Consider the following 23426-nt stretch of genomic DNA (forward strand, 5'->3'; position numbering starts at 1 on the left):
ACATTTCCATGCGGCCGGCCGCGACCGTTACGTCCACGCCAGGCGTCGGCGCAGCCAGTGTCGTGTCACCGCCGCCGAATGCTGCTGATAGGGACGCAGTTTCGGTGAGCGTGGTGGCGCGGGTAGGCGACTGTTGTGTGTCCAATAACCGAGTAGCGCGCACAGGAATGCGTCGATGGCTGCCGGGTCGGTGTCGCAGGAGACGGGGTGTACGGCAAGGATCGGGTCGGGGTCGATCCCGGCGTCGGCGATCGAGACCGCCATGGCGGTGAGGTCGATCCAGGCGGCACCGCGGCACGGCCAGGCCCAGTCCAGGACCCAGACACCGGTATCGACGTCGATCAGCAGGTTGTCCGGGCGCAGATCGGTGTGCAGCAGGGTGTCACCGTCGGTGTGGTCGGGCCAGGTCGATTCCAGCTCGGCCAACCGATCCAGATTCCGCAGCGACCACTCGTCGAGATCGGTGGGCGGGCCGTGGTCGGCGAATTGCCTCCACCGGGTGAAGCCCGGTCCGTACCGGTCGGCGAAATCCGGCACACCGGCCACGGGATTGGGAGCCAGGGCCCAGGCCAGTTGTTCGATGGTGGTGAGCACGGCCGCCAACTCGTCCGGGCGGTCGAATCGGGGCATGTGGCCGTCGATGTCGTCGAACACCATGACGAACCATCCCGCCTCCTCGAGGGTGAAACGCAGCGCAGGTGCCGCCACCGTGGGTGGCAGACATGCCGCTGTGGCTGCTTCGGCTCGATATGCCTCGGCCAGGGGGTCTTTGCTGTCGATCGCCTTGGCGAAGACCGTTCGGCCGTCGGTCAGCGACAGGCGTGCGACCATACCGTGGCCGAATCCGCCTGCCTGTGTCCTGGCCGTGTGAACCCGCCCGTCGAGGCGGTGTTCGAGCTCGCCCTGTACGTGCCGCGGCAGGTCCGGCCATTCGAAGCGATTGGTGGTGTGCTCCCCTTGGACCATCGCTACATCCTGGGGTGCCGGCCTCCGCAGCGCCAGTACTTATCCACGCTCACGGCCTCAGGGGCAGCGGGCGCGGGCGCACTGGCAGTGTGGGGGTCAGGGGTTCGAGTCCCCTTAGCTCCACCACGGAGAACAGCATTTCTCCACCTCCATCCGGTCACCCACTGACGACACCTTTGACGACAGTTCACATCGCGGTGTCGTCAGCGGGACCGAACAGCGAGTCCCACGAATCCAGCGCCTCGCGCTTTACGGATTCGATCACTTCCACGTAGGTCCCCGTCGTCACACCGATCGAGCTGTGCTGAAGAATCCGCTGAACCGTTGCCGCATCCACGCCCATCGTGAACAGCAGAGTCGCGCAGGAATGCCGCAGATCATGGAGACGCACCTGGGGGACGCCCGCCTTTTCGCACAACCGATGGAACATCCGATTCACGTTCCGGGGCTCGATCGGGCCGCCGAGTGACGTGGTGAACACCAAGCCCGTTTCCCTCCACTGACTCCCCGCGGCGAACCGTTCCTCCATCTGCCGTTTCCGGTGCTCACGCAGGATCAAGGCGCGCGCAGCTGCGACGCGCAACGCCGGCTGATGGAGCGTCGCCGGCGGCGCGTCGGCACGTCGGCGGCACGGTTGCGCCGAGCAGCCGATAGCCCCGATCCGAGTTGGCTGGTTTTGGCATAACCGAACGGTGCTGGGCACGACGAGTGCCGTACCGGCTTACCTCCCGCAGTCGATCACGCATCCGCCAGTCCCAGCCCGGTCGACCGGCTGTGGTTCCGTGACGTAACCGATTACCCAAGCGTCCTGAGTGTCTCGTAACGCTTGTAGGAACCACCGCGACTGCCCCGACATGGAAACCATCGGGGATGCCCTTCAACTAGTAGGCACGCTCGTGACAGCCGTTGGGCTCTTCATCGCTTGGGAGAAAGCAACTGGCCGTATATCGGCGGTTCGAGGGGCTGTGCAAAAGCTGGCCGGAGACATCCGGGCGAAGCTGACCGGGAGGCGGGACGTTACAGTCCACATTCCGACAGCCACAGCTACAGCTCAGGCCGGGGCTGGACTTACGGTACGAGCCGTCGCGCATCACCACGTAGACCCCGATCAGCCCCCCACCCTGCTCATGTGGCTTTGAGGACACTCTCTAGCCCCTATACCGTGGTCAGCGGGAGTACCCCCGGTCCTGCCGCTGATCACGGCGTATCGGACGCGAGTAGGTCGCCAGTGCCGGCGCCGGTCCGCTCCCGGCGAGCGGCTGCCCGGCGCCGTTCCTCCGGGGTGGGGCGCTGGGACGCTACCGCCCGCTGGACCGCGCGTGCATCGTCGATCCGGGCATGGTGCAGCGCTGCTGCGTGCTCGGTCATCGTCTCGTTGCGGAGCTTGAGAAGGTCCACCCGGCGATCGGTAAGGAGGTCAGCGTATTCGAGGTCGTGGTTGAGGCGGCGAAGTTGCGCCTCGACGGTCTGCAGCTCGTACAAACTGAGCGTGCACTCGTCCCGGAACATATCCAGATACCACTGGTAGCGGTGCTCGAAATCCTCCATGACTGCTGCCCCTCCCCCATCATGACCGGCGTGATCCTTCGAGCGTACGGCACCGGTTGCCATGGCGCGGAACGGTTTCAGATCGCTTATCCAGATCAAGGTCGTCTCCGATCAGCCGCCGCCTACGGCTTCAAGGTCATCGTCGCGTTGAAGCGCGCGGGAACCGCCGTATCGACGGGGGGTCGGCTCGACGGGCCGGCAGACGTGACACACGCTGGTCGTGTCATGTACTGTCGGCGCTCTTCCGGTCACGGGGCGCATAGTGGGTGATGGGGTCCGTGAGGAGTGCCTCTTCCGCGGAGCTGTGCGTTATGGCCGACAGCGTCGATGCGTCGACGTGAGATTCCGATCCGATACTCCAAGAATAGGTCGTTGTTTTGAACGCATAGACTTCGGTATCAATTCCGGCTTTCCACAGCTCCGCGGTCATTCCTTCCGCTGAAGAGTCTCCGTAGCAAGTGCTGTCCACCGTTATCCGGCTATTCTCCTCGATGGCCCGGCGGTAGTGATCGTTGGCGGCGAGGATGCGGCCGAAAGTCGGACCGTCCACACGGATATCCGAGGTCTCTCCACTGTCCGACAGTTCTCTAACTATCCTTTCACCGTCGGGGTTACCGTGGGTGAAGACATAGGTCGGCGGCTGCCCATCGCCGCTGGCCCAGGGCGCCTGCCTGGCTTCGGGTAATTCCCAGCGAGATCCACCCCCGTCGGGGTGGGGTGTGACGACGGGTTCCTTGGTCGAATAGGCAATGTCGGACGTTCGGCGCTCGGCTCGAGCCCATCTGACCCAGTTGTCGGCATTGTCTTGCTGTGCCGGAAACTTTACGCCGATGACCTTTCCGTTCGAATCCGCCAGAGGGACACTCTCCACGTGGCGGATCTCGAACGAGCGAGATGTTCCGGTGAAAGGATCGATGCCCGTCAGGAATTCCCGGCGAGCTTTGAGATTTGCTCCGGACAGTTTCGACGCTGCTTCCCGAAGAGGCTCACCGAAATGGCTTTCCGGCGTATTTTTCGCTAAGATCAGAAACTTGTCGGCCAAGCGTTCGGTGGCCTGCTGCAGAATCCGGAACGGCTGTGTCATGTCATCTCCGAAAAGAGAGTAGTGCCATGCCAGCCAGTCCCGGAAAGGAAGGACTTTGCACATCCTACGGCTGGCCGACGACGAACCCTACCGGCGCGAAGGCAAAGCCCAAGCCAACCTCGTCGAAGGACGCCACGATCTGGCACGGCGGATCTACCACGGTAAGAAGGGGGAAATGGTGCGCGCCTACTACGAAGGCGTGGAAGACCAGCTCTCAGCACTCGGGCTGGTGCTCAACTGTCTCGTGCTATGGAACACCGTCCACAGCGACCGCGCCCTGGAACAGCTTCGCGCACAAGACTGTCCGGTGCGTGAAGAAGATGCCGCCCGGTTGTCGGCGTTCATCCGCAGCCACATCGGCCTGGCCGGGCACTACGCCTTCCACCTGCCGGACCTCGACGGAACACACCGGCCGCTCCGTGATCCCGACGCCCGCGACAGTGAGTGACAGGTTGTCGGCACGAACCAGCCCATCGATCAGGTCCCCTCGCCGACCTCCGCCCCTGAGGGCGGCAGAAGATGCGCCGCATCCAGTGATGCCGAATAGCTCGTGGCCTGCTGTCAGCTCGTGATACTGGCGAGCCGGAACGGTGCGGCACCGGCCGGATTCAGGAAGATCTCGACACCGGCCGGCACGACGTCGGCAAGTTTCGCTCCGTGTACGGATCGCCATCGGTCGACGTCGATGCCCGTCTTCTGCAGTTCGGCGGTAGCGACGACCACACAACCGATTCCGTCCGGGCTGGAACCGATCAGCGGCCGACCGTGCTCGTCACAGCCGATCGCCACGACGGAGTCATGAACCATCGCCGCCAGTTCGTCACCGAGCCGATCGCCTCCACCGGCGGCGATTCGCCGCAGGACGGCATCGATGGGATCGGTAGGGACGGTCTCGGCGCTGGGCCGATACCCGGGATTCGGTTGAAAAGGACCGATCGTGCCGTCGTCTTCCTGCAGCCATCCACCGACCATCATGTCGGACGGAAGCGCGGACTGCGCGCTCGTTTCCCATGCCGGGTCCACCAGCACGAACCAGTCGCCCTGCCGGATCACCCCGGGAACCGACTCGTCCACGACCTCTGCTTTCTGCCCGAGCCTCATACCATTCCCACCCACGTGAGCCTGTTGGTCAGGATAACATCACGCACCTTCCATGCGGTCTCTTGAAGATCCGCCCATAGTGGGCGATGGCCTCCCCCAGCGGGGTCGGGCGCCCGTCGCGGGAGATCATGCGGGTCACGTCGTGGCCGGAGATCTCGCCGGAGTGGATCGACACCGCGACCCGGCACATTTCTTCCCAGTTGGTGGTGATTTTGTCGACGTCGATACGGCCCCGGGCTGCCTGCTCCAGTGGCCCGTAGTCGGTGTGGGTGTCGAATCGCCACAGCCGCTGATCGGGAAGGTTCGTCAACTGCGGCCGATATTGGTAGCCGGTCAAGTGCAGGAGACCGAAGACAATGTCGGAATACGATCCGGTGTCGGTGATGACCGAATCGGGCACCTGCCCGCCGCGCTGGCTCTGCAACACGTCGACAATGTGCAGCGAGTCGCGTGGCGTCCCGGACACGATCTTGGAGGCTAGGCCAGCGGCCTGGTCGTTGAGCATGTTCAACCAGGTGATGCCTCGTCGGCGTCCGAAGAATCGTGGGCTCGGTCGTGCGTGGATCGTGCGGATCGGGGTGACGAACCGTATGCCGTCGACCGCCGCCAGCAACCCGCCGCCCCAGGTCCGCGCCAACGGCACCCGCGCCTGGGCCTCGATCAGCGCGACGTTGGCAGTGCTCATCGTCTCCCACCGCCCATAGCGCTGGTCGACGTGATGGAGCCGGTCCCGGATCAGCGCGGGCACGCCAGGGCTGGTCACCGGTTTGGAACCCACGTTCATCGCATGCCCGCACAGCACGGCCGCCACCGACAACCCGAGATCCGCGACGCGGGCGTCGTTGCCGGAGGCGTGGACGAATGCCTCGGTGAACCCGGAGGCGGATACTCTGCTCACCACACAAACCGACCTCCGGGAACGGTAATGATGAGGTAAAGAGCACTTTCTCATCCCGGCCCCACATCAGCTTTCCCCATCCCGTGGCGAGTCGGCCACCGCTATGTCGAACCTGTCGCGATGGGCCATGACGAAGTCGCGGAGAGAACGCGGTTTCCTGCCGGTGACTTCGGCGACTGTAGTTGTGACCCGTTCCTCGGCTCCCTCCGCGATCCGGCGTTCGACCTGCGCCAGCACGATCGCCATATCCTCGGGTATTCCCCGGGCGATACGGCCGGCGAGTTCGGGCACCGTCAGCCGGATATGCCGGACCGGGCGGGGAGGCGTCAGTACCTCGTTGAGTATCCGAGCGACATCGTCATAGGACAGAACCTCCGGCCCGGTGATGACGTATTCGCGGTTAGGTGGGGTGTCGTCGAGCAAGGCGCGTACACCTACGGCGGCGATATCGGCCGCGTCCACGAACCCGATCCCGCGTCCCTCGGTTGCACTCGGCAATTCCGCCCGGGTACGGAGGCCGGTAGCCATGTGGTGCGAGGCGACGATGAGGTTCTGCATGAACCACGACGGTCGCAGCACCGCCCATTCCGGCATCTCGGTCACCAGCCGCCGAGCCCGGTCGAGCCCGGGGGCTTGGTGCGGGATCACATCGGAGCTGAGGAAGACCACCCGCCGCACGTTCGCTGTGCGCGCCACGTCCAGGAAGTGCTCGATCTGGTCCGACGGATCCCGGACGCCGACCGGAGCAACCAGATAGACCCGATCGATCCCGGTGAGCGCGAGTAGATAGGTCTCGGAATCGTGCCAGTCGAAGCGGATGTGGTCGTCGCCGGATGTCTCGCCGGAGGGGGACCGCGTCGCAGTGCGCACCGAAGCGCCCTCGGCGCGGAGACCGGCGGTTACGTATCGACCGGTGTTGCCGGTCGCGCCCGTGACAAGAACCTGTGGTGTCATGCCTTGCCCTCCGTTCGCTCCAGCTCGGTGAGCAGTTCGGGTAGTGTCCCGGTGGCGACGGCGGCGGCCACCGGACTCCAATAGTCACGCCAGGCCACGATTTTGCCGTGGCGTGCGCGGATGACCGCGATATAGGACAGTTCGTAGGCGGCGCCGGTGCGAACCGTCGTCCCACGCGCGGTGAACTCGACGATGATCAGTTCCGGGTCGGTGGTCTCGTGGACCGCGACCGCCGGGAACTCGTGAATGGCCAGCCGCTGCGGATAGTCGATCAGATAGTCGTGCAGTTCCGCCTGCCCGTGCAAACGTGCGGGCGCGCCCGCTGCAGCGAACGGAAACTCCAACTCCGCGTCGGCGGCGAACAGTTCGAGGAAACTCTGCATATCGGCGGCGAGCAGCAGGTCCAGTCCTCGTTCGAACAGTTCCCGCGGGGTCCGCCGGTCGGTATCGGTAGTGGTCACAGTTGCAGGATCGCGCCTGCACACCGCCATGCGGAACGGTCGGACCAACCCCGGACAACCAGTCCGTTGCTGGACTCTGCGGCTCGTCGTTTACTCGGCCGAGCCCGGTTCCCCGGCGGCCAAAGCGATTCGCGAACTGCCGCACCTCCACGTCACCGCACCCAAGGGCAGCTTGGGAATGCGCCATTGAGGAATGGAAAATCGACCATTGATTCCGGGTGGCATGACGGAGCCAAGTCAACGGCGACCTCGCAGACAGTGCCCGTTTCCCGGTCGCTTCAGGTGCGACCAGCGGCCGCGGCATCGAGGGCGGTAAGCGAACAAGGCCCGCCCCGACCAGTCCCGATGGACTACTCGAACAGTTCATCAAGACAGTCCTCTAGACCTCGCTCAACGGAACGAAATAACCGAACCTGGGGGGTGTTCACCTACACCGGCGTGCATGGCAGCTGTAGCCCTTGTCGGCAGTAGCCATTCGGGTCGGCGGCATGTGCCACGGCGAGACCGTGATCGTGAGAATCACAACCACCGGCGAAGGCAGGATGCTGCGACTGTCGTGGACGTGCGCATCGGTCACGATGATAACCAGCAGTATCCCATTCACCCCGTTCCGGACATGGATCTTCGACCCGGTCTTTGCCGTTATCGACCGGGTGCGTCCGATCAGCGCGCCCCTTTCACCCGGACGGCGACCACGTCCACGATCGCCGCCAACCAGTCCAGGTCCGACCGCACCGAGTCGGCCCGGCGCTTCTCGATGTAATTCGACGAAAGAACCCCGACGGCCAGAGGGTTGAATCGAGGTGTGCGGTGGGGACGCCCATCCGAATACCGGTGGCAGATGATGCCACGCGCACCCGCCGTCCACCACGAACCCGATAGTCGAGCGGGCCTATCCCCGGCGGCAGGCATGTTTCCACCCGGAGCGCTGGGGTCGCTGCCCGGCTACGCCGACGTTCTGACGCCGGGGGCGTCATCGCCGATATCGCCTCAGCTGAATCAGTGGCCGGCGCTGTTTATGACCGCCGCGTTCCCGACCGTACTGACCACGAAACAGCCGTCCCAGTTTTCCTTGCCTCAGGCGAGGCAGGTGCAAGCCGATATTTGGTTCGCCGACGAGCAAGGCAACCACTGGCGCCGTCCCTTCGGTCACTTCTCAGTCAGTTCGAGTAGGTCTGCAGGTACTAGCGCTCCGCGCAAGTGAGGCCGTGCCCAGGGCGAACCGCGCCGCACGGCCTTGTTCGCCTACGCGCTGCCTTGCCCGGCACCGCGGCGACCCGCCGGCCTAGCCGACGGTGCGGGCCCGATCGACCAGGGTCGCGATCAGCTCCTCGTCCGAAACCTCCGCCGCTCCAGACGCGCTGGCCTTCCCGGTCACGGTCGCGTACTCGGCTGCCGTGCCACTTACTTGGCTCCTCTCCTTTGAGCATTGAGATCCGCCGAATTGGACACTCCCACGCGCGTGGGTCTCGGGCCGGCTCGTGCACGCTTTATTCCGCCCATCTGCGGAGTATGGTTCGTAGTTCGTCTTTCGGGATGTCGGGCCAGGGTTCGGGGTTTCGGGAGAATCGAATGTCGTACCAGTTGGCCCAGAATTCGAGGCGGTTCGGGTCTTCGGATATAAGGCGCGGTACTTTCTCTGTGGTCATCGTTATCGTGCGCCAGTCCTCCATCATGCGGTAGGTGTCGAATACGGGCCCACTGTCGACCGAAGCGGCTGACGGTGGCATTCGGTCCAGCCACATCTCGGTGGCCTGGACCTGGGCTGCGTCATCCATGTTGTCGCCTGTGCGTAGAAGGAAGGAGTTCGCGTTGTACAGCGGGTCGCCCGGACCGGCGATCTCCCAGTCTAAAATCCACAGCTTTCCTTGGTTGTCGAGTCGCAGGTTGGACGGGTAGAGGTCGTTGTGGGCGAAGACGGTGGGCTCGCCGGAGCGGCTGAGGTCGGGCCGGACGTAGTCCGATAGCGGACCGAGTCCGAGTTGGTCCAATCTGGCGTGGCGCTCCGGTGGCAGGTTGCGGTAGGCGTCCTCGGCGTGCTGGATCATCTGCTGCTGCCACCGGGGGATATCGAGGTTCATTCCCGGTGGCAGGGGGCGGGAGTACATCAACTGGACCTGATCGAGGAGATCGGGCAGCCAGTTCATCATCTCGGGATCATCGAAGCCCTGTGTTCGACCGGGTACGTACTGCATGATCGTGAATGGCCGCCCGGTAGACGGGTCTGTCCCGGCGTAGAGGATCTTGGGTGTCCGTACACCGCACTCGCGTGCATAGGTGATGGCCTCGTTCTCCGGCATCCACTTCTTCAGCATGGTCACCCGCGGCTGGTCCAAGTTGCGCCTGACCACCGCCGGACCAGCACTGGTATCGACAATGTTGACCCGGTTCCCGGTTCCTGCGGCATCCGGCTCCAGGTCCCGAACCTGTGCATACAGTCGGCGAGCCTCTTCTGCAGGTACCTCGGATCGGACGCGGTCGGCCGGTCCTGCTGTAGCGGAATTGTGGTTTCCGTGCCCGGCGCCGAGCCCGTCGAGTTCGGCTGCGGACTGCTTCTGGCCATGGGTCGTCCGGTGGAGGCCGTACCGGATCCCGTCCGGGAATTGCTGATACGCTTCGCCGACCCGCGGGGCGGCTTTCGCAGCTATTGCTTCGGCGAGGCGTTTGGCTGCCTCCAGCATCCTCGCAGCGACCTCGCCGCTGCCCGATCGGTCCATCGAATTCTAATGTGAGGGCGCACCCGCTGTGGCGAACGGAAACTCCAACTCCGCATCGGCGGCGAGCAGCAGGTCCAGTCCTCGTTCGAACAGTTCCCGCGGGGTCCGCCGGTCGGTATCGGTAGGGGTCACAGTTGCAGGATTGCGCCTGCGCACCACCATGCGGAACGGTCGGACCAGCCCCGGACAACCAGTCCGTTGCTGGACGGTCCGGGTATGGGGCAAAGTCGGTGTCGTGGACAAACACGCGCTCGCCGATTTCTTGCGCCGGCGCCGGGCACGACTGAGCCCCGGCGCGGTCGGCCTCACCCCGGAGCCAGGGCAGCGCCGGCGTACACCTGGTCTGCGCCGAGAAGAAGTCGCCTGGTTGGCCGGTATCTCCACAAACTATTACGAGCGGCTCGAGCAAGCACGGGCGCCGCGGCCGTCACCTCAGGTGCTGGCCGCGCTCGCCCGCGTGCTGCAACTCGGTCAGGACGAACAGCGCTACATGACCGGACTCGCCGGACACGAACTGGGACAACCCGGCCTCCCGCACGAGGATGTACCAGCGGGTGTGCGCCGACTGCTGGAGCGAATCGACATGCCGGCCTACGTACTGAACCCGCGGTATGACGTGCTCGCCTGGAATCCGCCGGCCGTCGAGCTGATCGGCGATTTCGCCGCCGAACGCAACCTCTTGCGGCTGGCGTTCGGAACCCGTGCGCTCGGCGTCTCCTGCGGTTCCGTCGACGGTGAGAGGCATTTCATCCGACAGGCCGTCGCCGATCTGCGCGGGGCTGCGGTCCGGTATCCGGATGATCCGGAGATCCCCCGACTGATCGACTGGTTGTCCGCCCGCGATACCGACTTCCGCAATGGATGGGAAGCGCACGAGGTGGCCCCTGAACCCAGCATGGGGAAGCGGTTCGAACATCCCGTGGTGGGGGTCATCGAACTGGACGCGCAAACCTTGTCGGTGCCCGGGCGCGACCAGCGGCTCGTCGTTTACTCGGCCGAGCCCGGCTCCCGGGCGGCCGAGGCTATTCGCGAACTGTCGCATCTCCACGTCGCCGCGCCCGAGGACAGCTGGGACGCACTCGACAGCATGGTCCGTGAGACCTCTAGGCAGAGCTCTCGCTGAGTAACGCCACACCGAATACGCCGAGGGCGGCCCCGCTGCCACGCATCAGATTCCTCGTGAGCCTGGCGTTGCTCACCAGCGAGCGCGCGGCTCCGAACATGACGGCATAGACGAGCAGAGAGCAGAAGCCGAGTGTGGCGAAGATGACTCCGAGCAGAAGTCCTTCGAGCGATGAGTCGGCCTGGGCGAGGAATTGGGGTATCACGCTGGCGAAGACCAGCACGGTCTTCGGGTTCGACAGGTCACAGAGCAGGCCCTCACGGAACCCGCGGAGCAGTCCACGGTGCTGGGACGTATTCTCCGCCGACGGCTGTGTCACCGGTAGACCTCTGGAGAAAATGAGCTTCACGGCCAGATAGAGCAGATACAACGCTCCGGCTGTGCGGACCAGCCCGAAGGCCACGTCAGAGGCCGCGAGCAGCGCGGTCAGTCCGGCGACGGAGGCCGTCGCCCAGGCCAGGTCCGCTGCCAGGACACCGCAGGCGGTGGCAACGGCCGCTGGACGTCCGCGTACCAGAGCGTTCTTTATCGTCAAGATCACCGCCGGCCCGGGAACTGCGACCAAGACCGCCGCGAGGACAGCGAAAGCCAGGAGATGTGCAGCCATATCGCATTGTGGCATGCGCCTTCGACGTATGCGGTCGGAAGAGCGGCGACGAGCTCGGGTTCGGGATCCTGCGCGGGGACTCCAATTGCCGGGATACCGGGATTCGTGCCGGTGCCGTCACTGGCGTGTGGACTCGTGATCTTCCAGATCAGACGAGCCGAACTTGACCTCAACTCAGGTTCAGGTCACATCATCGCTCGTATGACTATCTGGGTCTGTGACGGGTGCGGGCTGGAACACGATGACTCCGCGACTCCACCGGCCGAAGGCTGCGTTCTCGCCAGTGATGAGGTGTCGGACGAGGAACGAGGTGATCTCGGCCCGCATGGTCGCTGGACCACTCACGAGGAACTCGCCCGGCAACCGCACACCACCCATCACCGTGACCACGGTCGGGGGGTGCACAGCCTTCGGCGCGAACCCCGATTGGCGATCGGTCACTGGTCGTTCGTGGTCCGAACAGACCACGGCAATCTGCTGTGGGACCCGCCCGCTTACATAGACCCTGTTGTCGTCGGAATGGTCCATGCGCTCGGTGGTGTCTCGGCGATAGCCACGAGTCATCCGCACATGTTCGCGGCGCAGGTCAGCTGGAGCCACGAGTTCGGCGGTGTTCCCGTGCTGGTCAACGCCAACGACAAGGAGTGGGTCGCCCGGCACGACCCGGTGATCCGTTACTGGACCGGAACCGAGACACCTCTGCCTGGAGTCACTCTGATCGAAGTTGGCGGTCATATGAAGGGCAGCTCGGTGGCGCTCACCGCTGACGGCACTTTGCTGTCCGGCGACACCATCGCCGGCACTCTGGTGCCCAACTGGGTGTCGTTCCAGAGGAACTTCCCGCGGCACGTGCCGATGTCCGCGGCGGTGGTGCGTCGCATCGTCTCGCGTCTCGATGCCTACTCCTATGATCGCCTGTACACCCTGGGAGGCGACACGATCGAGCACGATGCCAAGGAGGTCGTCCGTCGCTCCGCCGAGCGTCACATTCGCTGGGTCACCGGAGAGTTCGACCACCTGACCTGACGCCTTGTCCCGATCCTGTGATGCGCCGCGTGATCAGCGGCGGCTTCTTCTTGTCGAGTGATGACAGGGGAGCGGGCCGAACCTCTACCGCAGCCCGGATCCGCGGCCACACCGCCGAAGGTCCGGACTCGCACCATAAGAGGGCATCTCGTGTGGGGAGTTTCCTGTAGCGGGTGAGTGCGGCAGCGGGGGACAGGAATGCCACGAAAAGATGGCCGTGGCGTTCGAGGCGGCCCACACCGGACCCGGATCGCCGAAATCGCATCCGCCAACGGCCGCAGCATGGGGTTGTCGTGGGCATTCGCCCCGGTTACGACGGTTGCCCGCGGGATTCCATTCGCGTCGGAGCGTCGGTGGATCTTCCTGTCAGGGCCGGCGGTCGCCGTGGGCTTCGAGGATCGCGGCGAGTAGGTCCAAGCCGTGCAGTACCGTTTCTCGGTCTTGGTTCAGGTCGGTCAGGAGCTGCGCGTGGACCGAGAGTTCGCGGGGGAAGACCTCATCGATCAAGGTGACTCCGGCCGGCGTGAGGCCGATCAGGGCCGATCGTCGATCTGCCGGATTCCGCGCGCGTGTGATCAGTCCCCGGCGCTCGAGCTTGGTGAGTGTTTTGCCGACGCCTGCCCTGGACATCCCGAGGTGTTCCGCGAGTCGAATCGCGGTGAGTGGCGGGTCGGCGTATCGGAGTGGTACCAGCAGCTCCACCTCGGCGGCGCTGACGCCTGCGTCGGCATAGATATCTTCCACTGCCTGGTCGAGCAGTGCGGAGATGCGCTTGATCTGGCCGACCACGACCATGGCGGAGGTGTCGAGCTCGGGATTTCGCACACGCCAGAGTTCGTATGTCCGTTCTCGCAGTGTCCGTTCGGCCATCAACACCCCTTTTTGTTAACTAGTATACAATCCGGTACGTTCTGAGCCTACCCGGACGGCCACGCGGTCGTGCGGGGCGGACCGGAGATCGACACAGAGGGGACATTCATGATTCACGACGTCGTGGTAGTCGGCGGAGGCGCAGCAGGGCTCAGCGCGGCACTGGTCTTGGCGCGATCCTGTCGCCGGGTGATCGTCATCGATGCCGGCGCCCCCAGAAACCATCCTGCCGAGACGACGCACGGCTTCTTGACCCAAGACGGCGCCACACCTCAGCAGTTGCTGGGGGCCGCCAGAACCGAGGTGCTCCGATACGGCGCGCAATTGCTGACCGGGCGCGTCGTGGACATCACCGAAGCCGATGGCGGCTTCACGGTAGAACCCGAGGTGGGGGATAGCATCGAGGCGCGGGCCGTTGTGGTCGCTACCGGCCTCCAGGACGAACTACCTGCGATTTCCGGAGTTCGCGAACAGTGGGGTACGGGAGTGCTCCACTGCCCGTACTGCCATGGGTACGAGGTGCGAGACGCCCCGCTGGCCGTGCTGGGTGGAGCGAACAGGCCGTTCTCGGTGCACCAGGCGTCTCTGGTGCGTCAATGGTCCGACGACGTCATCTTCTTTCCTCAAGAAATTGTCCTGTCCGGCGACGAGCGCCGCCGGCTGGACGCTCGCGGCGTACGCGTCGTCGAGGGCGATGTGGCACGTATCGTCCTCCGCGACGGAAACCTGTACGGCGTCGAACTCGCCTCCGGGCAACTCATTCCGCGGGCGGCGGTCTTTGTCGGGCCGTGCTTCACCCCTCGCGACGAGCTGCTGACCCGCCTGCGTTGCGCGGTAGGCGACAATGGCTGGATCACGGTCGACACGACCGGTCGCACAAGCGTGCCCGGTGTCTGGGCAGCGGGAAATGTGGTCGACTCGCCCGCCCAGTTGGTCCACGCCACAGCCGCGGGGTCCAGAGCGGCGGTGGCTGTGAATCACTATCTGCTCGAACAAGACATCCAGAGCTCGCTCACCTAGCTTGAGTTTAGCCCCTGAGCTGCAGTTTGTGACCCTCGGGTGGTCATAGGCGAAGCCCTTGGTTGTGGCGCCGGGTTGCAGGGCGCTTTCCTGCGGAAACGGTGGCGCATCGCCCCGACACGAACCGATCCACGGGCGGCGCCGGCACCGGATCTGGTCGGACGGGTCTTCACCGCGGACCGGCCGAACCGGTTGTGGGTGGCCGACGCGACCAGGATCCCGTGCGGTCAGGGCGTGTTCTGGCCGGCGGCGGTGCGGAATGCGTTCTCCAACCGGATTGCGGGCTGGAAAACCTCGGACAGCTGCGACACCGAGCTGGTGCTGGGTGCACTGGAGTTCGCGGTCTGGAGCCGTGATATCCGCGATGGTGAGTTGGTTCATCACGGCGACAGGGGCTCGACCTATACCGCGATTCGGTGCGCTAACCGGTTGGCGGACAACGGGATCGCGCAGTCGATGGGATCTGTGGGCGACAGCTATGACTGTCAGTCTCTTGGTGCCGGATCCCGCAAGGATCGGGTAGTCCTGGCCGCGGCGGTCTGACTCTTGCTATGACTGACCCTGCGAGTGTCTTGGCGTTGATCTGTCGACCGTCCGGCTCGGCACGCAGCAAGCGCTGCCGCCGGGTGGGCGCGACTTGATAGGAGCCTGGAGCCAACTCGTCAAAGCGTCCCCGTGACAGTCAATGCGCTCGCGGAGTCGGTCATCAGAGGTGGGTGAACGTCTCGGTAAACTCGGGCAGCCACGGCATCACCTCCAGCACCAGCTCCGGCAGGTCCACCCGTGGCAACATCGCCTCCACCCGCCGCCGCAGGTCGGTCAGCGAGAACTGGGTCGATGCCGCTGGCGATATCGAAGTCACCGACGTGGCGTTTCCGGAGAAGGCCAGGTGCAAGCCGATATCTGGTTCGACGACGAGGACGGCAATCGCTGGTTCCGCCCCTTCGGCCAGCTCCCTCGGCCGGTCGAGTAATGGCCTCGGTGGGCCCCGCACTGTACGTGGGCCGACCGAGTCACCGGCGATCTCGGTGCTCAACATCGCGGCGGCGACTTCAGCATCGACCCGCTCCCGGGCGGCGGCAGCGAGCTCCTGCTCGGCGGTGCGCTTGGCCGCGCGGGTCCGCTCCAGGGTCTGATTGGCATTCCTCTCGCCGTATGAGCTCCCGGTGCTACGTATGGGCTCGATCGCGAACCGGCCGTCCAACCCGAACCACAGGCACACGTCCAGGTACGGGGAGAGGCCGTGAGTCGCCCCGGCACACGATATCGATAAGGGCATCGTTGAAAGATCACCGGCTGGTGTTGTGCTTTTTCTGTGCCGGCTGCTGGTGTCGCAGGATGGTTCTGGCCAGCGCGGCGGGTGATTTTGTAGTCGTGTCGACGGTCATGTCGTAGGTGTAGCCGTGGTCGTGAACGGTATGGAGGTGGCCGCGCGCCAGTCCGATCGGGTGGCCTCGGTCCTGTTCTCGCCGTTCGGCGACGGCCAGTGGGCAGGTGACGGCGACGAGGTAGACATCCAGGTCGGCCAGCGCGTCCATCCAGATCGGCAACAAGTCCGGGGTCAGCAGCATCTCGTCGATAACCAGATTGTCGCCACCACGGGCGAATGCTGCGGCTGCGGCGCATGCCGAGTGCGGCATGCGCCGCCCGACGTGGCCGTAGCGGATGACCACGACAGGGTGACCGTCGGCGTCGTGGCCGGTGCGGTCATACCAGAATCCGTCGCGGCTGAGCGGAGTGTCGCGTCCGCCACCCCAGTTCGGTGGCGTCAGGCCGAACAGGGTGTCGATTCCCCAGTAGACGAATGGGGTGTCGCTCTCGTCCTGGATGGCGCGGGCAAGGGTGGTCTTGCCTGAACTCGATGTCCCCTTGAGGAGGATTACTCGAGGTCGGAGTTCTGTGTCCGGCATCTGACCACACTATCCAGCCGGCCGGTGTACGCACCCGGGCTCGCCCTGTCGATCCAATCGAGACGTGATCGCATGCGGCCGTGCGGGTTTGGCAGAATGCGTGTTGCGACGGTAGGGGATGCAGAACGCGCGGGCGAGGCTATCGACAGATCACGGCTTGTCCCGCACCTCGGCCACCTGGCTCACAGGCGCGTGCCTGGGGATCCTCCACCGAGCAATTCGTTCCCGAATGCGACGGCGGACACACACTGTCCTGGGCAGTGAAATCCGTAAAACCTCAACAAACATAATAGACATGCACTGGCAGCCACCGAGCGCTACCACCGCTGCCGGAAAGCGGTCGGGTCACGGCGCGCAAAGGTAGCGCCAGGCAGTCCCAATTTTCTGGATGGGCAGTGCGGGATCCTCAAGATCTCGATTCTACCTGGGGCCGATGTGATCCCCACCGACTGTGGCGACCACGAGGTCTTCTCCTCCGACAGGGCTGAGGCCATCGTGGCGGTCGGCGAAGTAGCGTTCGTGCAGCTCGGTCGAGGTCACTAGTCCGACATCCGCGAACCCTGCTTCGCGGGCAAGACCGACGGCCTGGTCAGGTGTCAACAGGGTCAGCCAGGGATAGCCTGAGGCGGCGGCCCCCTTCGCGGCGGCTTCAAGGATGGGGCGGACCTCGGCTGGTGCCATCTCGATCGGCCGTGAATAGCTGAAGACCATGATCGAACCCGCCGCCAGCGAAGCAGCCTGACGTAGCGTCGTCGAGATCGCCTCCGGTGTGAGGTACATGGTTACACCGAGCATCGAGACAACCGTTGGCACTGCCGGATCCAATCCGGCTTCGACCGCTTTGTCGAGCCACGACTCACCGGCTTCGAAATCGACAGACACTAGGTGCAGCCGCGTCGAGTCGAGGAGCCCGAGCTGCACGAGCCGGGCCGCCTTCCAGGCTTGGGTGGCGGGCGCGTCGATCTCGAAGACACGCACGGGGCCCTTGTGTCGCTGAGCGAAGGTGTCGAGGCCGGCGCCAAGGATGACGTACTGGCCCGCACCAGAGGCGATGACGGTGTCCTCGGCAACCCTGGCTCGGGCCACAATCGAGGCGCGGTTGGCGCGCGTCAGCGCAGGGTCCATGTCGGGACGTGCCTGCCACGTCTCATCGACTCCGGTGATCTGCACGCCGATTGCGTCATCGAGAACGTGCGGCGGGTCATCCACCAACGTGTGCAGCCCGCGCCACAGCGCCGTACGAACTGCGGTGGAGTCAGGTTTCTCGGACACGACCTCAGGCCTGTTCCGATGTGTGGCCGCTCAACGGCGCCTGCAGGCCCCACACCCGCCCGTCGGGATCGCGCAGTGTGGTCATCGTGGTGCCGAAGTGCGTCGGTTCGAACGGGCCGTCGATACCGAGGTCCTTCAGTTGCCTCTCGGCAGCTTCGGCGTCAGCGATCCTGAACACGAGTTGCATCCCCGGAGTGCGGTCCTCGGGAATCTCGGCGATGAACACTGGCGGTCCTACCATGCTGCGCAGCTGGCCGGACCGATGATCGGTCTCGAATTCGAGCTCGTACCCCAACGCTTGGAAGAACCGGGCCGCCTTGCCCCAGTTGTGCGTCTCCAGGAATAGAGCTTCGATGCCTTCGCTAACCATGTCGGTTCGTCTTCCTCTCACTGGATCCAGGTTGTGAGCCGTCTGCTTGATCCAAATAGGCCGCCAGCGACTCGGTCACGATCGAACTCAGCGACCGCTCCGACTCCACTGCGTGGTGCTTGACGCGCTTGATCAACTGCACCGGCAGATACACGTTGAACTGCTTGACCTCATCCGCGCTCACATTAGAATGCTAGCATTCTAAAATGTTAGTGATCAAGAGGCTGCCCGACACGACCGCGACCGCCGCAACGGGGAACAGTCGGCAACCGATGAATCGGCTCGTATCGAGAGTGCTTCGCGCAGGTGCAGCTCGATCGCCTCTCGACGCGCGCAGGAATTCGATCTGCGCGCCGCGAAGCGACCCTCCCGACCTCAAGGTTCTCGGTAGGTCGTGCCCAATCTCAGAAGACCCTGATAGGTGCGCGTCCACGGCCATCTTCGTTCTCAGCGATCCATGCGGTTACCTGGCAGGAGGGGCGCACAGTTGTTTCGAGCACTCGGTGACCGGCCAGTCGGGCTTCTTTGGACCCGCCAGAGAACCGTGCTTTGCGTCGAATGTGGACTTCTGTGATGTTGGCCAGCTGGCCGCCCCTGGCCGACGATGGTGACCACGGGGCCGTTGGCGCGAGCACTGGAACTGCGAGCACGAGCTGTTCGCCCCCCGGATCACCCGACGGGAACGTGACGATCTCCTGGCCGCCATCGACGCGGGCGTCACGGTCGGTGACTATCCCCTGTCGGTCACCATGTTCGCGGTCCTGGGCCCCCTTCCACTCGCATATACGGGTGGTCGGCATGCGCTACCCGTGGGTCGGTGGTACCGCCCGGAAGGGTGGCGGGCCGCCGCGCGCTCGACTTCGCGGGTCGCGGCCTGGTTCGCCGGCCACGGCATCACCATCGCCGAGGTGTTGACCCACAACGGATCCTTTCCCTTCGCTGCCGCGCTCGGCCCACCTCTGTGCGCGTCACACCAGCCGCCGGACTGCGCGCCAAAAACCGGTGGATACCGGCGGTTGGACCGTGTCCTGCACATGGCCCCATCGCCCGCATGATCCAGATCCCACTACACGCTGACACTGGCAATACGATATCCTCTGCAGTTGAAACCGACCTTGGCGGATCGAGCACACGACAGAGGGCCTCGACGCATCGCCAAGGACTCCATCCCGCAGCGAATGCCATCTGACCGGGCTGTGAACTACGGTTCGACTCCGGTGAAGAGCTGAGTAAACCAATCGACATGTACATTTTCGAACCAACAGAACCCGAGTCAGATGTGCGAATGGACGAGCTCCTGGAGCATGAGAAGCGGCTCGAAGATGAAGCTCTGGAGGTGTGTACCGGGCTCGGTCTTCAGCACCGACTTGAGGAGATCGGGCAGCCGACGATCGTCGGCGCTGTCGCTTTGAAAGTCATAGATCGGCGTGACATCGACATCACCACCGCATGCACGATGTTGGACGAGCCGACCAGGAGACGCATCGCGCAGCTGGGCGGCGATTTGGCCTTACATCCGGACGTGCGACAGGTCGTGGTACGCGACGACACCGGGCGGTGGAATCGCGATCCGCAGTACCCGGACGGTTTCTACCTCGGCATCCACTGCCGGTCACCGCAGGCAAATGATTGGACGTTGGACCTGTGGTTCGTGGACGAGCCGGAACGGCAGCCCGACCTCGCGCACCTTCGGAGGTTCGGTCCCTCCATGAGCGACGAGACGCGTGGCGCGGTCTTAGGTATCAAGCACGTGCTCAGAACCAGTGCCGACAGGGGCAAACCAGTACCGAGTCTGGTCATCTACCAGGCAGTCGTGGAGGAGGGTGTGCGGTCCTTCGAGCAGTTCGAGAGGTGGCTCGACTTTTGGTGCGCCTCGAACACCCCCTACAGTGATAGCGCGTGAGTGCGACGAGGGTCTGTAGTCCTCGGCACCGTTACGGCGTTCGGTGCAGACCTACGAGGATTCTGGGTAACAGGGTGCTCAGGAGGGCATGCGTGCCTTTTCTGCGGGTGTGCACCGTACCTCGGTGTTGTGAGATCGTGCCGAAGCAGGGACCGGTCGCGCCGGGGTGGGATCGGTGGCGGTCGCTGGATCGGCGGTGTCGTGGTAGAGGGGGCTCTCCGTCTTCTGGCGGCGGAATTGATCACGCGGTTCCATCCGAGCGCGGCGACGTTGTACAACGCGCTCACGAACTACCAGGCCGTCGCCGTCCCCGCCGGCCCGGTAGCGGCATGCGGCCAAGGCGTACGGCTCATCGCCGGTCTTCTGGCCGATGTGCGGGCCGGTTGGTCAGCTGTGGCTCACGGAGCCTCCGCCGGTCCCGCCTATCGCCTGGTTGTCGGACCCGTACATCGAAACGTACTCCCAGTTGAGGTAATACATGAATACCAGTGTCCTGGTGCGGCAGCTCGACGCGGCACTCATCGCACCCGCGGCGACATCGGCAGAACGACTGCTCGGTTATAGCGTCGCCGTGGCTGGTACGGCCTTCGCCGTCATCACTGGGGTGGTCGCGGATTGGCATCCATTATCGTTGGTTGTGATCGGCCTGGTCGCCTTCGATCTGTTCGGTGGGGCGACCGTGAATGCCATGGACTCGGCAAAACACTGGTGGCATCGGCCCGGTCGAACAGCTGGGCATCACCTCGCCTTCGTCGCCGTTCATGTACAGCCGTTCCTCGTGGCTTGGGCAGTGCCGGATTTCGGGTGGGGGTCCGCCGTCATCGTCTATCTGGTCACATTGGGCGCCGCCGTCATCGTCGTGGCGACACCGTTGTCGTTGCGCCGACCGGTGGGCTTCGCCTTGACGACGCTGGCGCTGTCGGTGATTCTTGCGGTCGACAGCATCCATGCGTCGGTGTCCTGGCTCGCGCCGGTGCTGCTGATCAAATTACTGCTTGCCCACATCCAGCCGGAGCAACGCCCTCGGTGAAACCTGAGGTCGGCTGGGAAGCCCCGGCGTCGGCCCGAGGCTCGCCATTTCCGATATGCCATTTCCTGCCCCGTGGTGCTTTCTGATGTGATGCGCGTCGGTGCCAACGGCGACGACGGCGTGGCCTCGATGAAGCCATCGCCGATGCTACGGTTCCTCGCGGCCCACCACGTCGGCCGAGCCGGAGCAACCGCACCGGGTCCGCAACCTCTCGTGCGCGGTTTTCCACGGCCCGTACCGTTCAGGCAGGTCAGGCCACGGTGCGCCGGCGCGTAGTTTCCCCTCCCATCGCGTTGATCACTTGCCGACGATCACGCCGTCACCCGACCGGCAGCATGGGCTCGATCCGAGCCCATGCCTTATCGGTCACTTCACCACGGCCAACCACACGTGACAGACGCTCCTATAGTTGTCAAATCGCTGTAAGGGGTGGTCGTGGGGCGGGGCGCAAGTCTGGACCTTTCTCGGGAAAGGCCATCGCTCCAACAGACCTGGATGCGCACGTTGGACTTCCGGGTGAAGATTCCGCACGTATCGGCGTGGTGGCAAACTATGACGAGAACGGTGAAATGCTTCCGTCGTTCAGAGAATTCGAGGTCGACAAGCCGTCGATAGTCGAGTAGTAGCCCACGTCACACCATCAACCTGGATCGTTGATTCGTTTGCAGCATTGATCCCGCCGTTTCCTGTCTTTCTCCAGCTGACACCGCGGCCTTGCTCCCTACTCGATCCGAGATTGCCTGTGGGTTCGCCTGCCTGACAGCGCCGGGCTGCCCGGATCTCGTCGTCGGCGATCTTGTCAACGAGCAGGGTGTAGATCTGGGTGGTCTCGGTGGAGGCGTGCCCGAGTCGTTTGCGCACCACGTCGATGGAGACACCGGTGTTGCTCAGCTCGGTGGCGTGGCTGTGGCGCTTGTACTCATGTGCAATCACATCGGATCGAGATGCTCGACGGTGCACCTGCGCGACGGGGGGGTTACTTCAAGCGGAGAAGCCGCGCAATGCGTCGGTCGCATGAGCCAGCGCGTCCGTCGACGTGGTGACGAAATCGAGGATTATCGCCAGCGTTTCGGCGTCGTGGCCTACGAACTGCTCTTCCATCGCTCGCCCGAGGCCAGCGAACATAGGCGAAATCTGTTGTGCGGCCTCGGCGGTGATCTCGACGAGGACCCTCCGCCGATCATCCGGATCACGCCGGCGTGCAACGTACCCGGACCGCTCGAGGCGATCGATCATGGCGGTCACGGCCCCGCCGCGGGTGATACCGACGTGCCGTGCGAGCTCTCCCGGAGTCTGCGGGCCGTCCATGCTGAGCAGGTTCAGGCAGCTCAGGTCGGTGACGGCGATACCGGCACGGTGCGCGACGGCCGAATGGAACAGCACGGTCCGCGACGCCTGCAAACGCAGCGCGAGCTGTAGCGAGTTCAGGGTCTCACTCCGGGACTTCCCTGATGCCATACGCGACACTCCTTCGTAACATCTCCAATATAGAGAGACTCTCAAAGAGAGAGTACAGATGTCGAGGAGATCAGGGCAATGACTGTGAAACGCGCCATCCCACTGTGGCTGCTGGTGATATTCGTCGGAATCCAGTTCGGGGCGGGCTGGTACGAGAAACTCGGCGTGATACCGCTGTGGGCCGACGCGCCCCCGGACCAGGTACTCGACGCCATGAACGAATCCGGTTTCCATCAGGCCGGCCGTGCGTTCTGGCCGTTCGTCTCTCCGGTTGTCGCGCTGTTGTCGCTGATGAACCTTTATCTGGCGTGGCGCACCCCTGTCACCTTCCGGCGCTGGTGGCTGACGTCGGCGGGAATCATGGCCGCCTACTCGCTGTCGACCTACGGCTATTTCGCCACCCAAATGCTGATCTTCCAATCCGGGGGCGACGCCTGGACACCCGACCGGGTGGAGTCGTTCATCGACACTTGGACCACGCTGAACTATCCACGCATGGTGCTCGGCGGAATCGGCTGGCTGTGCGGGTTGCGGGCGCTTTCACTCTCGGGCAACGTCACCCGAACCGCGCCCACGGCGGTCGCTGCCGCATAGCGCGGGCAGTGTCGGGATCCGAGGCGATCCGTACTGCGAGAAATCGTTCATAGTCGCGTCCGAATCGTCGGCGGGCCCGAAAGGCACAAGCGACGCAGGCCACGGAAGAATATCGCCGCCGCGGATGAGCGCCGCGAGGGAGCAGAACCCCGCTGGAAGGACGCCGGCGTCGAATACACCGAGACGGCCCAGCCCTGCTGAGAGCGGCCCGACCCTCGAAGTTCTCACGACTGTGCCGGTCTCGCAGGTTGTCGACGTCGTCCTTGAGCACGTGCTCTGACCCACCCGTACTCTCGGGACGCTCCATGCCGAATACCGCAGGCATCGAATATACCCTCCGCCGGTTCGAAATGGGGCCGCGTCGGCCCATCTGCACCAGTGGGTTCATGAGCAGGCTGTTCGTCTCCCCCCGGACCCGGGATCGTGAATCGTTTCCGAGGCTCGAGATTGTCACCGGATCTCGCTACCGTTGACGGGGTGAACTGCGCAAACGTATCGGGGAACGACGGTGCCA

At 64.3% G+C, this 23426-nt stretch carries 28 protein-coding genes; 8 read left to right on the forward strand and 20 right to left on the reverse strand.

Features of this window, described 5'->3' with window-relative positions:
* Positions 1 to 27: 27 nt before the first annotated feature.
* The 4 genes from ON32_RS24670 to ON32_RS24685 all read right to left on the reverse strand — a co-directional run bounded on the left by ON32_RS24670 (position 28) and on the right by ON32_RS24685 (position 3598).
* Positions 28 to 966 carry a phosphotransferase gene (locus ON32_RS24670; RefSeq protein ID WP_051133645.1) on the reverse strand — a complete coding sequence of 313 codons (939 nt, stop codon included), beginning with the start codon at positions 964 to 966 and terminating at the stop codon, positions 28 to 30.
* A gap of 187 nt (positions 967 to 1153) precedes the next feature.
* Positions 1154 to 1669: a tyrosine-type recombinase/integrase gene (locus tag ON32_RS24675; RefSeq protein ID WP_245551276.1), complete on the reverse strand. Its 516-nt coding sequence runs from the start codon at positions 1667 to 1669 to the stop codon at positions 1154 to 1156.
* A 494-nt stretch (positions 1670 to 2163) separates the two neighbouring features.
* Positions 2164 to 2514: a hypothetical protein gene (locus ON32_RS24680; protein WP_040793419.1), complete on the reverse strand. Its 351-nt coding sequence runs from the start codon at positions 2512 to 2514 to the stop codon at positions 2164 to 2166.
* Between the two features lie 223 nt (positions 2515 to 2737).
* Entirely contained in the window at positions 2738 to 3598 is an 861-nt protein-coding gene (locus ON32_RS24685) for a hypothetical protein (protein ID WP_040793420.1), read from the reverse strand.
* Positions 3599 to 3653: 55 nt separating this feature from the next.
* On the opposite strand from ON32_RS24685, the gene ON32_RS24690 reads away from it, so the two are divergent.
* Positions 3654 to 4046 (forward strand): Tn3 family transposase, encoded by a 393-nt coding sequence (locus ON32_RS24690; RefSeq protein WP_245551277.1) that lies wholly within the window; start codon positions 3654 to 3656, stop codon positions 4044 to 4046.
* Positions 4047 to 4159: 113 nt separating this feature from the next.
* Here ON32_RS24690 and ON32_RS24695 read toward each other — a convergent pair whose 3' ends face one another.
* The 7 genes from ON32_RS24695 to ON32_RS30625 form a co-directional block, all read right to left on the reverse strand.
* Entirely contained in the window at positions 4160 to 4699 is a 540-nt protein-coding gene (locus tag ON32_RS24695) for a type VII secretion system-associated protein (protein ID WP_157224352.1), read from the reverse strand.
* Between the two features lie 28 nt (positions 4700 to 4727).
* Complete coding sequence (locus ON32_RS24700; protein WP_245551278.1) at positions 4728 to 5651, reverse strand: Tn3 family transposase; 924 nt, start codon at positions 5649 to 5651, stop codon at positions 4728 to 4730.
* Positions 5652 to 5663: 12 nt separating this feature from the next.
* Positions 5664 to 6551 (reverse strand): NmrA family NAD(P)-binding protein, encoded by an 888-nt coding sequence (locus ON32_RS24705; protein ID WP_040793421.1) that lies wholly within the window; start codon positions 6549 to 6551, stop codon positions 5664 to 5666.
* A complete protein-coding gene (locus ON32_RS24710) occupies positions 6548 to 7012 on the reverse strand; it encodes a nuclear transport factor 2 family protein (RefSeq protein WP_040793422.1) in 465 nt (154 codons plus the stop codon). The genes ON32_RS24705 and ON32_RS24710 overlap by 4 nt, the downstream gene beginning before the upstream one ends.
* 663 nt (positions 7013 to 7675) lie before the next feature.
* Positions 7676 to 7924, reverse strand: coding sequence for a hypothetical protein (locus ON32_RS29770; RefSeq protein WP_157224353.1), 249 nt, complete (start codon positions 7922 to 7924; stop codon positions 7676 to 7678).
* Between the two features lie 578 nt (positions 7925 to 8502).
* Positions 8503 to 9729: an aminoglycoside phosphotransferase family protein gene (locus ON32_RS24720; RefSeq protein ID WP_083874763.1), complete on the reverse strand. Its 1227-nt coding sequence runs from the start codon at positions 9727 to 9729 to the stop codon at positions 8503 to 8505.
* 6 nt (positions 9730 to 9735) lie between these two features.
* Complete coding sequence (locus ON32_RS30625) at positions 9736 to 9861, reverse strand: hypothetical protein (protein ID WP_281032253.1); 126 nt, start codon at positions 9859 to 9861, stop codon at positions 9736 to 9738.
* Positions 9862 to 9964: 103 nt separating this feature from the next.
* On the opposite strand from ON32_RS30625, the gene ON32_RS24725 reads away from it, so the two are divergent.
* Positions 9965 to 10852, forward strand: coding sequence for a helix-turn-helix transcriptional regulator (locus tag ON32_RS24725; protein WP_051133651.1), 888 nt, complete (start codon positions 9965 to 9967; stop codon positions 10850 to 10852).
* On the opposite strand, the gene ON32_RS24730 is transcribed toward ON32_RS24725, so the two are convergent.
* Positions 10833 to 11459 carry a LysE family translocator gene (locus tag ON32_RS24730; protein ID WP_051133650.1) on the reverse strand — a complete coding sequence of 209 codons (627 nt, stop codon included), beginning with the start codon at positions 11457 to 11459 and terminating at the stop codon, positions 10833 to 10835. The two genes, ON32_RS24725 and ON32_RS24730, sit on opposite strands and share 20 nt — an antisense overlap.
* A gap of 201 nt (positions 11460 to 11660) precedes the next feature.
* On the opposite strand from ON32_RS24730, the gene ON32_RS24735 reads away from it, so the two are divergent.
* Entirely contained in the window at positions 11661 to 12485 is an 825-nt protein-coding gene (locus ON32_RS24735; protein WP_040793425.1) for an MBL fold metallo-hydrolase, read from the forward strand.
* 366 nt (positions 12486 to 12851) lie between these two features.
* Here ON32_RS24735 and ON32_RS24740 read toward each other — a convergent pair whose 3' ends face one another.
* Entirely contained in the window at positions 12852 to 13355 is a 504-nt protein-coding gene (locus tag ON32_RS24740; protein WP_040793426.1) for a MarR family winged helix-turn-helix transcriptional regulator, read from the reverse strand.
* Between the two features lie 108 nt (positions 13356 to 13463).
* Between ON32_RS24740 and ON32_RS24745 the strand changes: the two genes are divergently transcribed.
* Both ON32_RS24745 and ON32_RS24750 read left to right on the forward strand, forming a co-directional pair.
* Positions 13464 to 14375 (forward strand): NAD(P)/FAD-dependent oxidoreductase, encoded by a 912-nt coding sequence (locus ON32_RS24745; RefSeq protein WP_040793427.1) that lies wholly within the window; start codon positions 13464 to 13466, stop codon positions 14373 to 14375.
* A 39-nt stretch (positions 14376 to 14414) separates the two neighbouring features.
* A complete protein-coding gene (locus tag ON32_RS24750; RefSeq protein ID WP_281032254.1) occupies positions 14415 to 14918 on the forward strand; it encodes a DDE-type integrase/transposase/recombinase in 504 nt (167 codons plus the stop codon).
* Positions 14919 to 15081: 163 nt separating this feature from the next.
* Here ON32_RS24750 and ON32_RS24755 read toward each other — a convergent pair whose 3' ends face one another.
* From ON32_RS24755 to ON32_RS28240, 5 genes are all read right to left on the reverse strand, one after another.
* Positions 15082 to 15579: a hypothetical protein gene (locus ON32_RS24755; RefSeq protein ID WP_157224355.1), complete on the reverse strand. Its 498-nt coding sequence runs from the start codon at positions 15577 to 15579 to the stop codon at positions 15082 to 15084.
* Positions 15580 to 15664: 85 nt separating this feature from the next.
* Positions 15665 to 16285, reverse strand: coding sequence for a chloramphenicol phosphotransferase CPT family protein (locus ON32_RS24760; RefSeq protein ID WP_040793429.1), 621 nt, complete (start codon positions 16283 to 16285; stop codon positions 15665 to 15667).
* Positions 16286 to 16705: 420 nt separating this feature from the next.
* A complete protein-coding gene (locus tag ON32_RS24765) occupies positions 16706 to 17557 on the reverse strand; it encodes a class I SAM-dependent methyltransferase (protein ID WP_040793430.1) in 852 nt (283 codons plus the stop codon).
* Positions 17558 to 17561: 4 nt separating this feature from the next.
* Complete coding sequence (locus tag ON32_RS24770) at positions 17562 to 17927, reverse strand: VOC family protein (protein WP_040793431.1); 366 nt, start codon at positions 17925 to 17927, stop codon at positions 17562 to 17564.
* Positions 17920 to 18111 carry a ribbon-helix-helix domain-containing protein gene (locus ON32_RS28240; protein ID WP_083874765.1) on the reverse strand — a complete coding sequence of 64 codons (192 nt, stop codon included), beginning with the start codon at positions 18109 to 18111 and terminating at the stop codon, positions 17920 to 17922. The genes ON32_RS24770 and ON32_RS28240 overlap by 8 nt, the downstream gene beginning before the upstream one ends.
* Before the next feature lie 1101 nt (positions 18112 to 19212).
* Here ON32_RS28240 and ON32_RS24780 point away from each other — a divergent pair.
* Both ON32_RS24780 and ON32_RS24785 read left to right on the forward strand, forming a co-directional pair.
* The gene (locus ON32_RS24780; protein WP_040793433.1) at positions 19213 to 19830 is read left to right on the forward strand and encodes a hypothetical protein; all 618 of its coding nucleotides are present in this window, start codon (positions 19213 to 19215) and stop codon (positions 19828 to 19830) included.
* A gap of 478 nt (positions 19831 to 20308) precedes the next feature.
* Positions 20309 to 20860, forward strand: coding sequence for a hypothetical protein (locus tag ON32_RS24785; RefSeq protein ID WP_040793434.1), 552 nt, complete (start codon positions 20309 to 20311; stop codon positions 20858 to 20860).
* 582 nt (positions 20861 to 21442) lie between these two features.
* Here the strand turns inward: ON32_RS24785 and ON32_RS28250 are convergent.
* Positions 21443 to 21820: a tyrosine-type recombinase/integrase gene (locus ON32_RS28250; RefSeq protein WP_083874766.1), complete on the reverse strand. Its 378-nt coding sequence runs from the start codon at positions 21818 to 21820 to the stop codon at positions 21443 to 21445.
* A gap of 21 nt (positions 21821 to 21841) precedes the next feature.
* On the reverse strand, positions 21842 to 22318 hold the full coding sequence (locus ON32_RS24790; protein WP_040793435.1) for a MarR family transcriptional regulator: 477 nt from the start codon (positions 22316 to 22318) through the stop codon (positions 21842 to 21844).
* Positions 22319 to 22396: 78 nt separating this feature from the next.
* Between ON32_RS24790 and ON32_RS24795 the strand changes: the two genes are divergently transcribed.
* Positions 22397 to 22912, forward strand: coding sequence for a DUF1772 domain-containing protein (locus ON32_RS24795; RefSeq protein ID WP_040793436.1), 516 nt, complete (start codon positions 22397 to 22399; stop codon positions 22910 to 22912).
* Positions 22913 to 23426 lie beyond the last annotated feature (514 nt).

Origin of the sequence: Nocardia paucivorans NBRC 100373, from assembly GCF_000308675.1 — a bacterium.
In the GTDB taxonomy this organism is placed as follows: Bacteria; Actinomycetota; Actinomycetes; order Mycobacteriales; family Mycobacteriaceae; genus Nocardia; species Nocardia paucivorans.

What these genes read in the sequence shown, in the direction of transcription:
- ON32_RS24670 (WP_051133645.1), bottom strand. Translation starts at nt 966, where the DNA reads ATGGTCCAAGGGGAGCACACCACCAATCGCTTCGAATGGCCGGACCTG.
- ON32_RS24680 (WP_040793419.1), bottom strand. Translation starts at nt 2,514, where the DNA reads ATGGAGGATTTCGAGCACCGCTACCAGTGGTATCTGGATATGTTCCGG.
- ON32_RS24685 (WP_040793420.1), bottom strand. Translation starts at nt 3,598, where the DNA reads ATGACACAGCCGTTCCGGATTCTGCAGCAGGCCACCGAACGCTTGGCC.
- ON32_RS24695 (WP_157224352.1), bottom strand. Translation starts at nt 4,699, where the DNA reads ATGAGGCTCGGGCAGAAAGCAGAGGTCGTGGACGAGTCGGTTCCCGGG.
- ON32_RS24700 (WP_245551278.1), bottom strand. Translation starts at nt 5,651, where the DNA reads ATGAGAAAGTGCTCTTTACCTCATCATTACCGTTCCCGGAGGTCGGTT.
- ON32_RS24705 (WP_040793421.1), bottom strand. Translation starts at nt 6,551, where the DNA reads ATGACACCACAGGTTCTTGTCACGGGCGCGACCGGCAACACCGGTCGA.
- ON32_RS29770 (WP_157224353.1), bottom strand. Translation starts at nt 7,924, where the DNA reads ATGCCTGCCGCCGGGGATAGGCCCGCTCGACTATCGGGTTCGTGGTGG.
- ON32_RS24720 (WP_083874763.1), bottom strand. Translation starts at nt 9,729, where the DNA reads ATGGACCGATCGGGCAGCGGCGAGGTCGCTGCGAGGATGCTGGAGGCA.
- ON32_RS24730 (WP_051133650.1), bottom strand. Translation starts at nt 11,459, where the DNA reads ATGGCTGCACATCTCCTGGCTTTCGCTGTCCTCGCGGCGGTCTTGGTC.
- ON32_RS24735 (WP_040793425.1), top strand. Translation starts at nt 11,661, where the DNA reads ATGACTATCTGGGTCTGTGACGGGTGCGGGCTGGAACACGATGACTCC.
- ON32_RS24740 (WP_040793426.1), bottom strand. Translation starts at nt 13,355, where the DNA reads ATGGCCGAACGGACACTGCGAGAACGGACATACGAACTCTGGCGTGTG.
- ON32_RS24745 (WP_040793427.1), top strand. Translation starts at nt 13,464, where the DNA reads ATGATTCACGACGTCGTGGTAGTCGGCGGAGGCGCAGCAGGGCTCAGC.
- ON32_RS24760 (WP_040793429.1), bottom strand. Translation starts at nt 16,285, where the DNA reads ATGCCGGACACAGAACTCCGACCTCGAGTAATCCTCCTCAAGGGGACA.
- ON32_RS24770 (WP_040793431.1), bottom strand. Translation starts at nt 17,927, where the DNA reads ATGGTTAGCGAAGGCATCGAAGCTCTATTCCTGGAGACGCACAACTGG.
- ON32_RS24780 (WP_040793433.1), top strand. Translation starts at nt 19,213, where the DNA reads ATGGACGAGCTCCTGGAGCATGAGAAGCGGCTCGAAGATGAAGCTCTG.
- ON32_RS24785 (WP_040793434.1), top strand. Translation starts at nt 20,309, where the DNA reads ATGAATACCAGTGTCCTGGTGCGGCAGCTCGACGCGGCACTCATCGCA.
- ON32_RS24790 (WP_040793435.1), bottom strand. Translation starts at nt 22,318, where the DNA reads ATGGCATCAGGGAAGTCCCGGAGTGAGACCCTGAACTCGCTACAGCTC.
- ON32_RS24795 (WP_040793436.1), top strand. Translation starts at nt 22,397, where the DNA reads ATGACTGTGAAACGCGCCATCCCACTGTGGCTGCTGGTGATATTCGTC.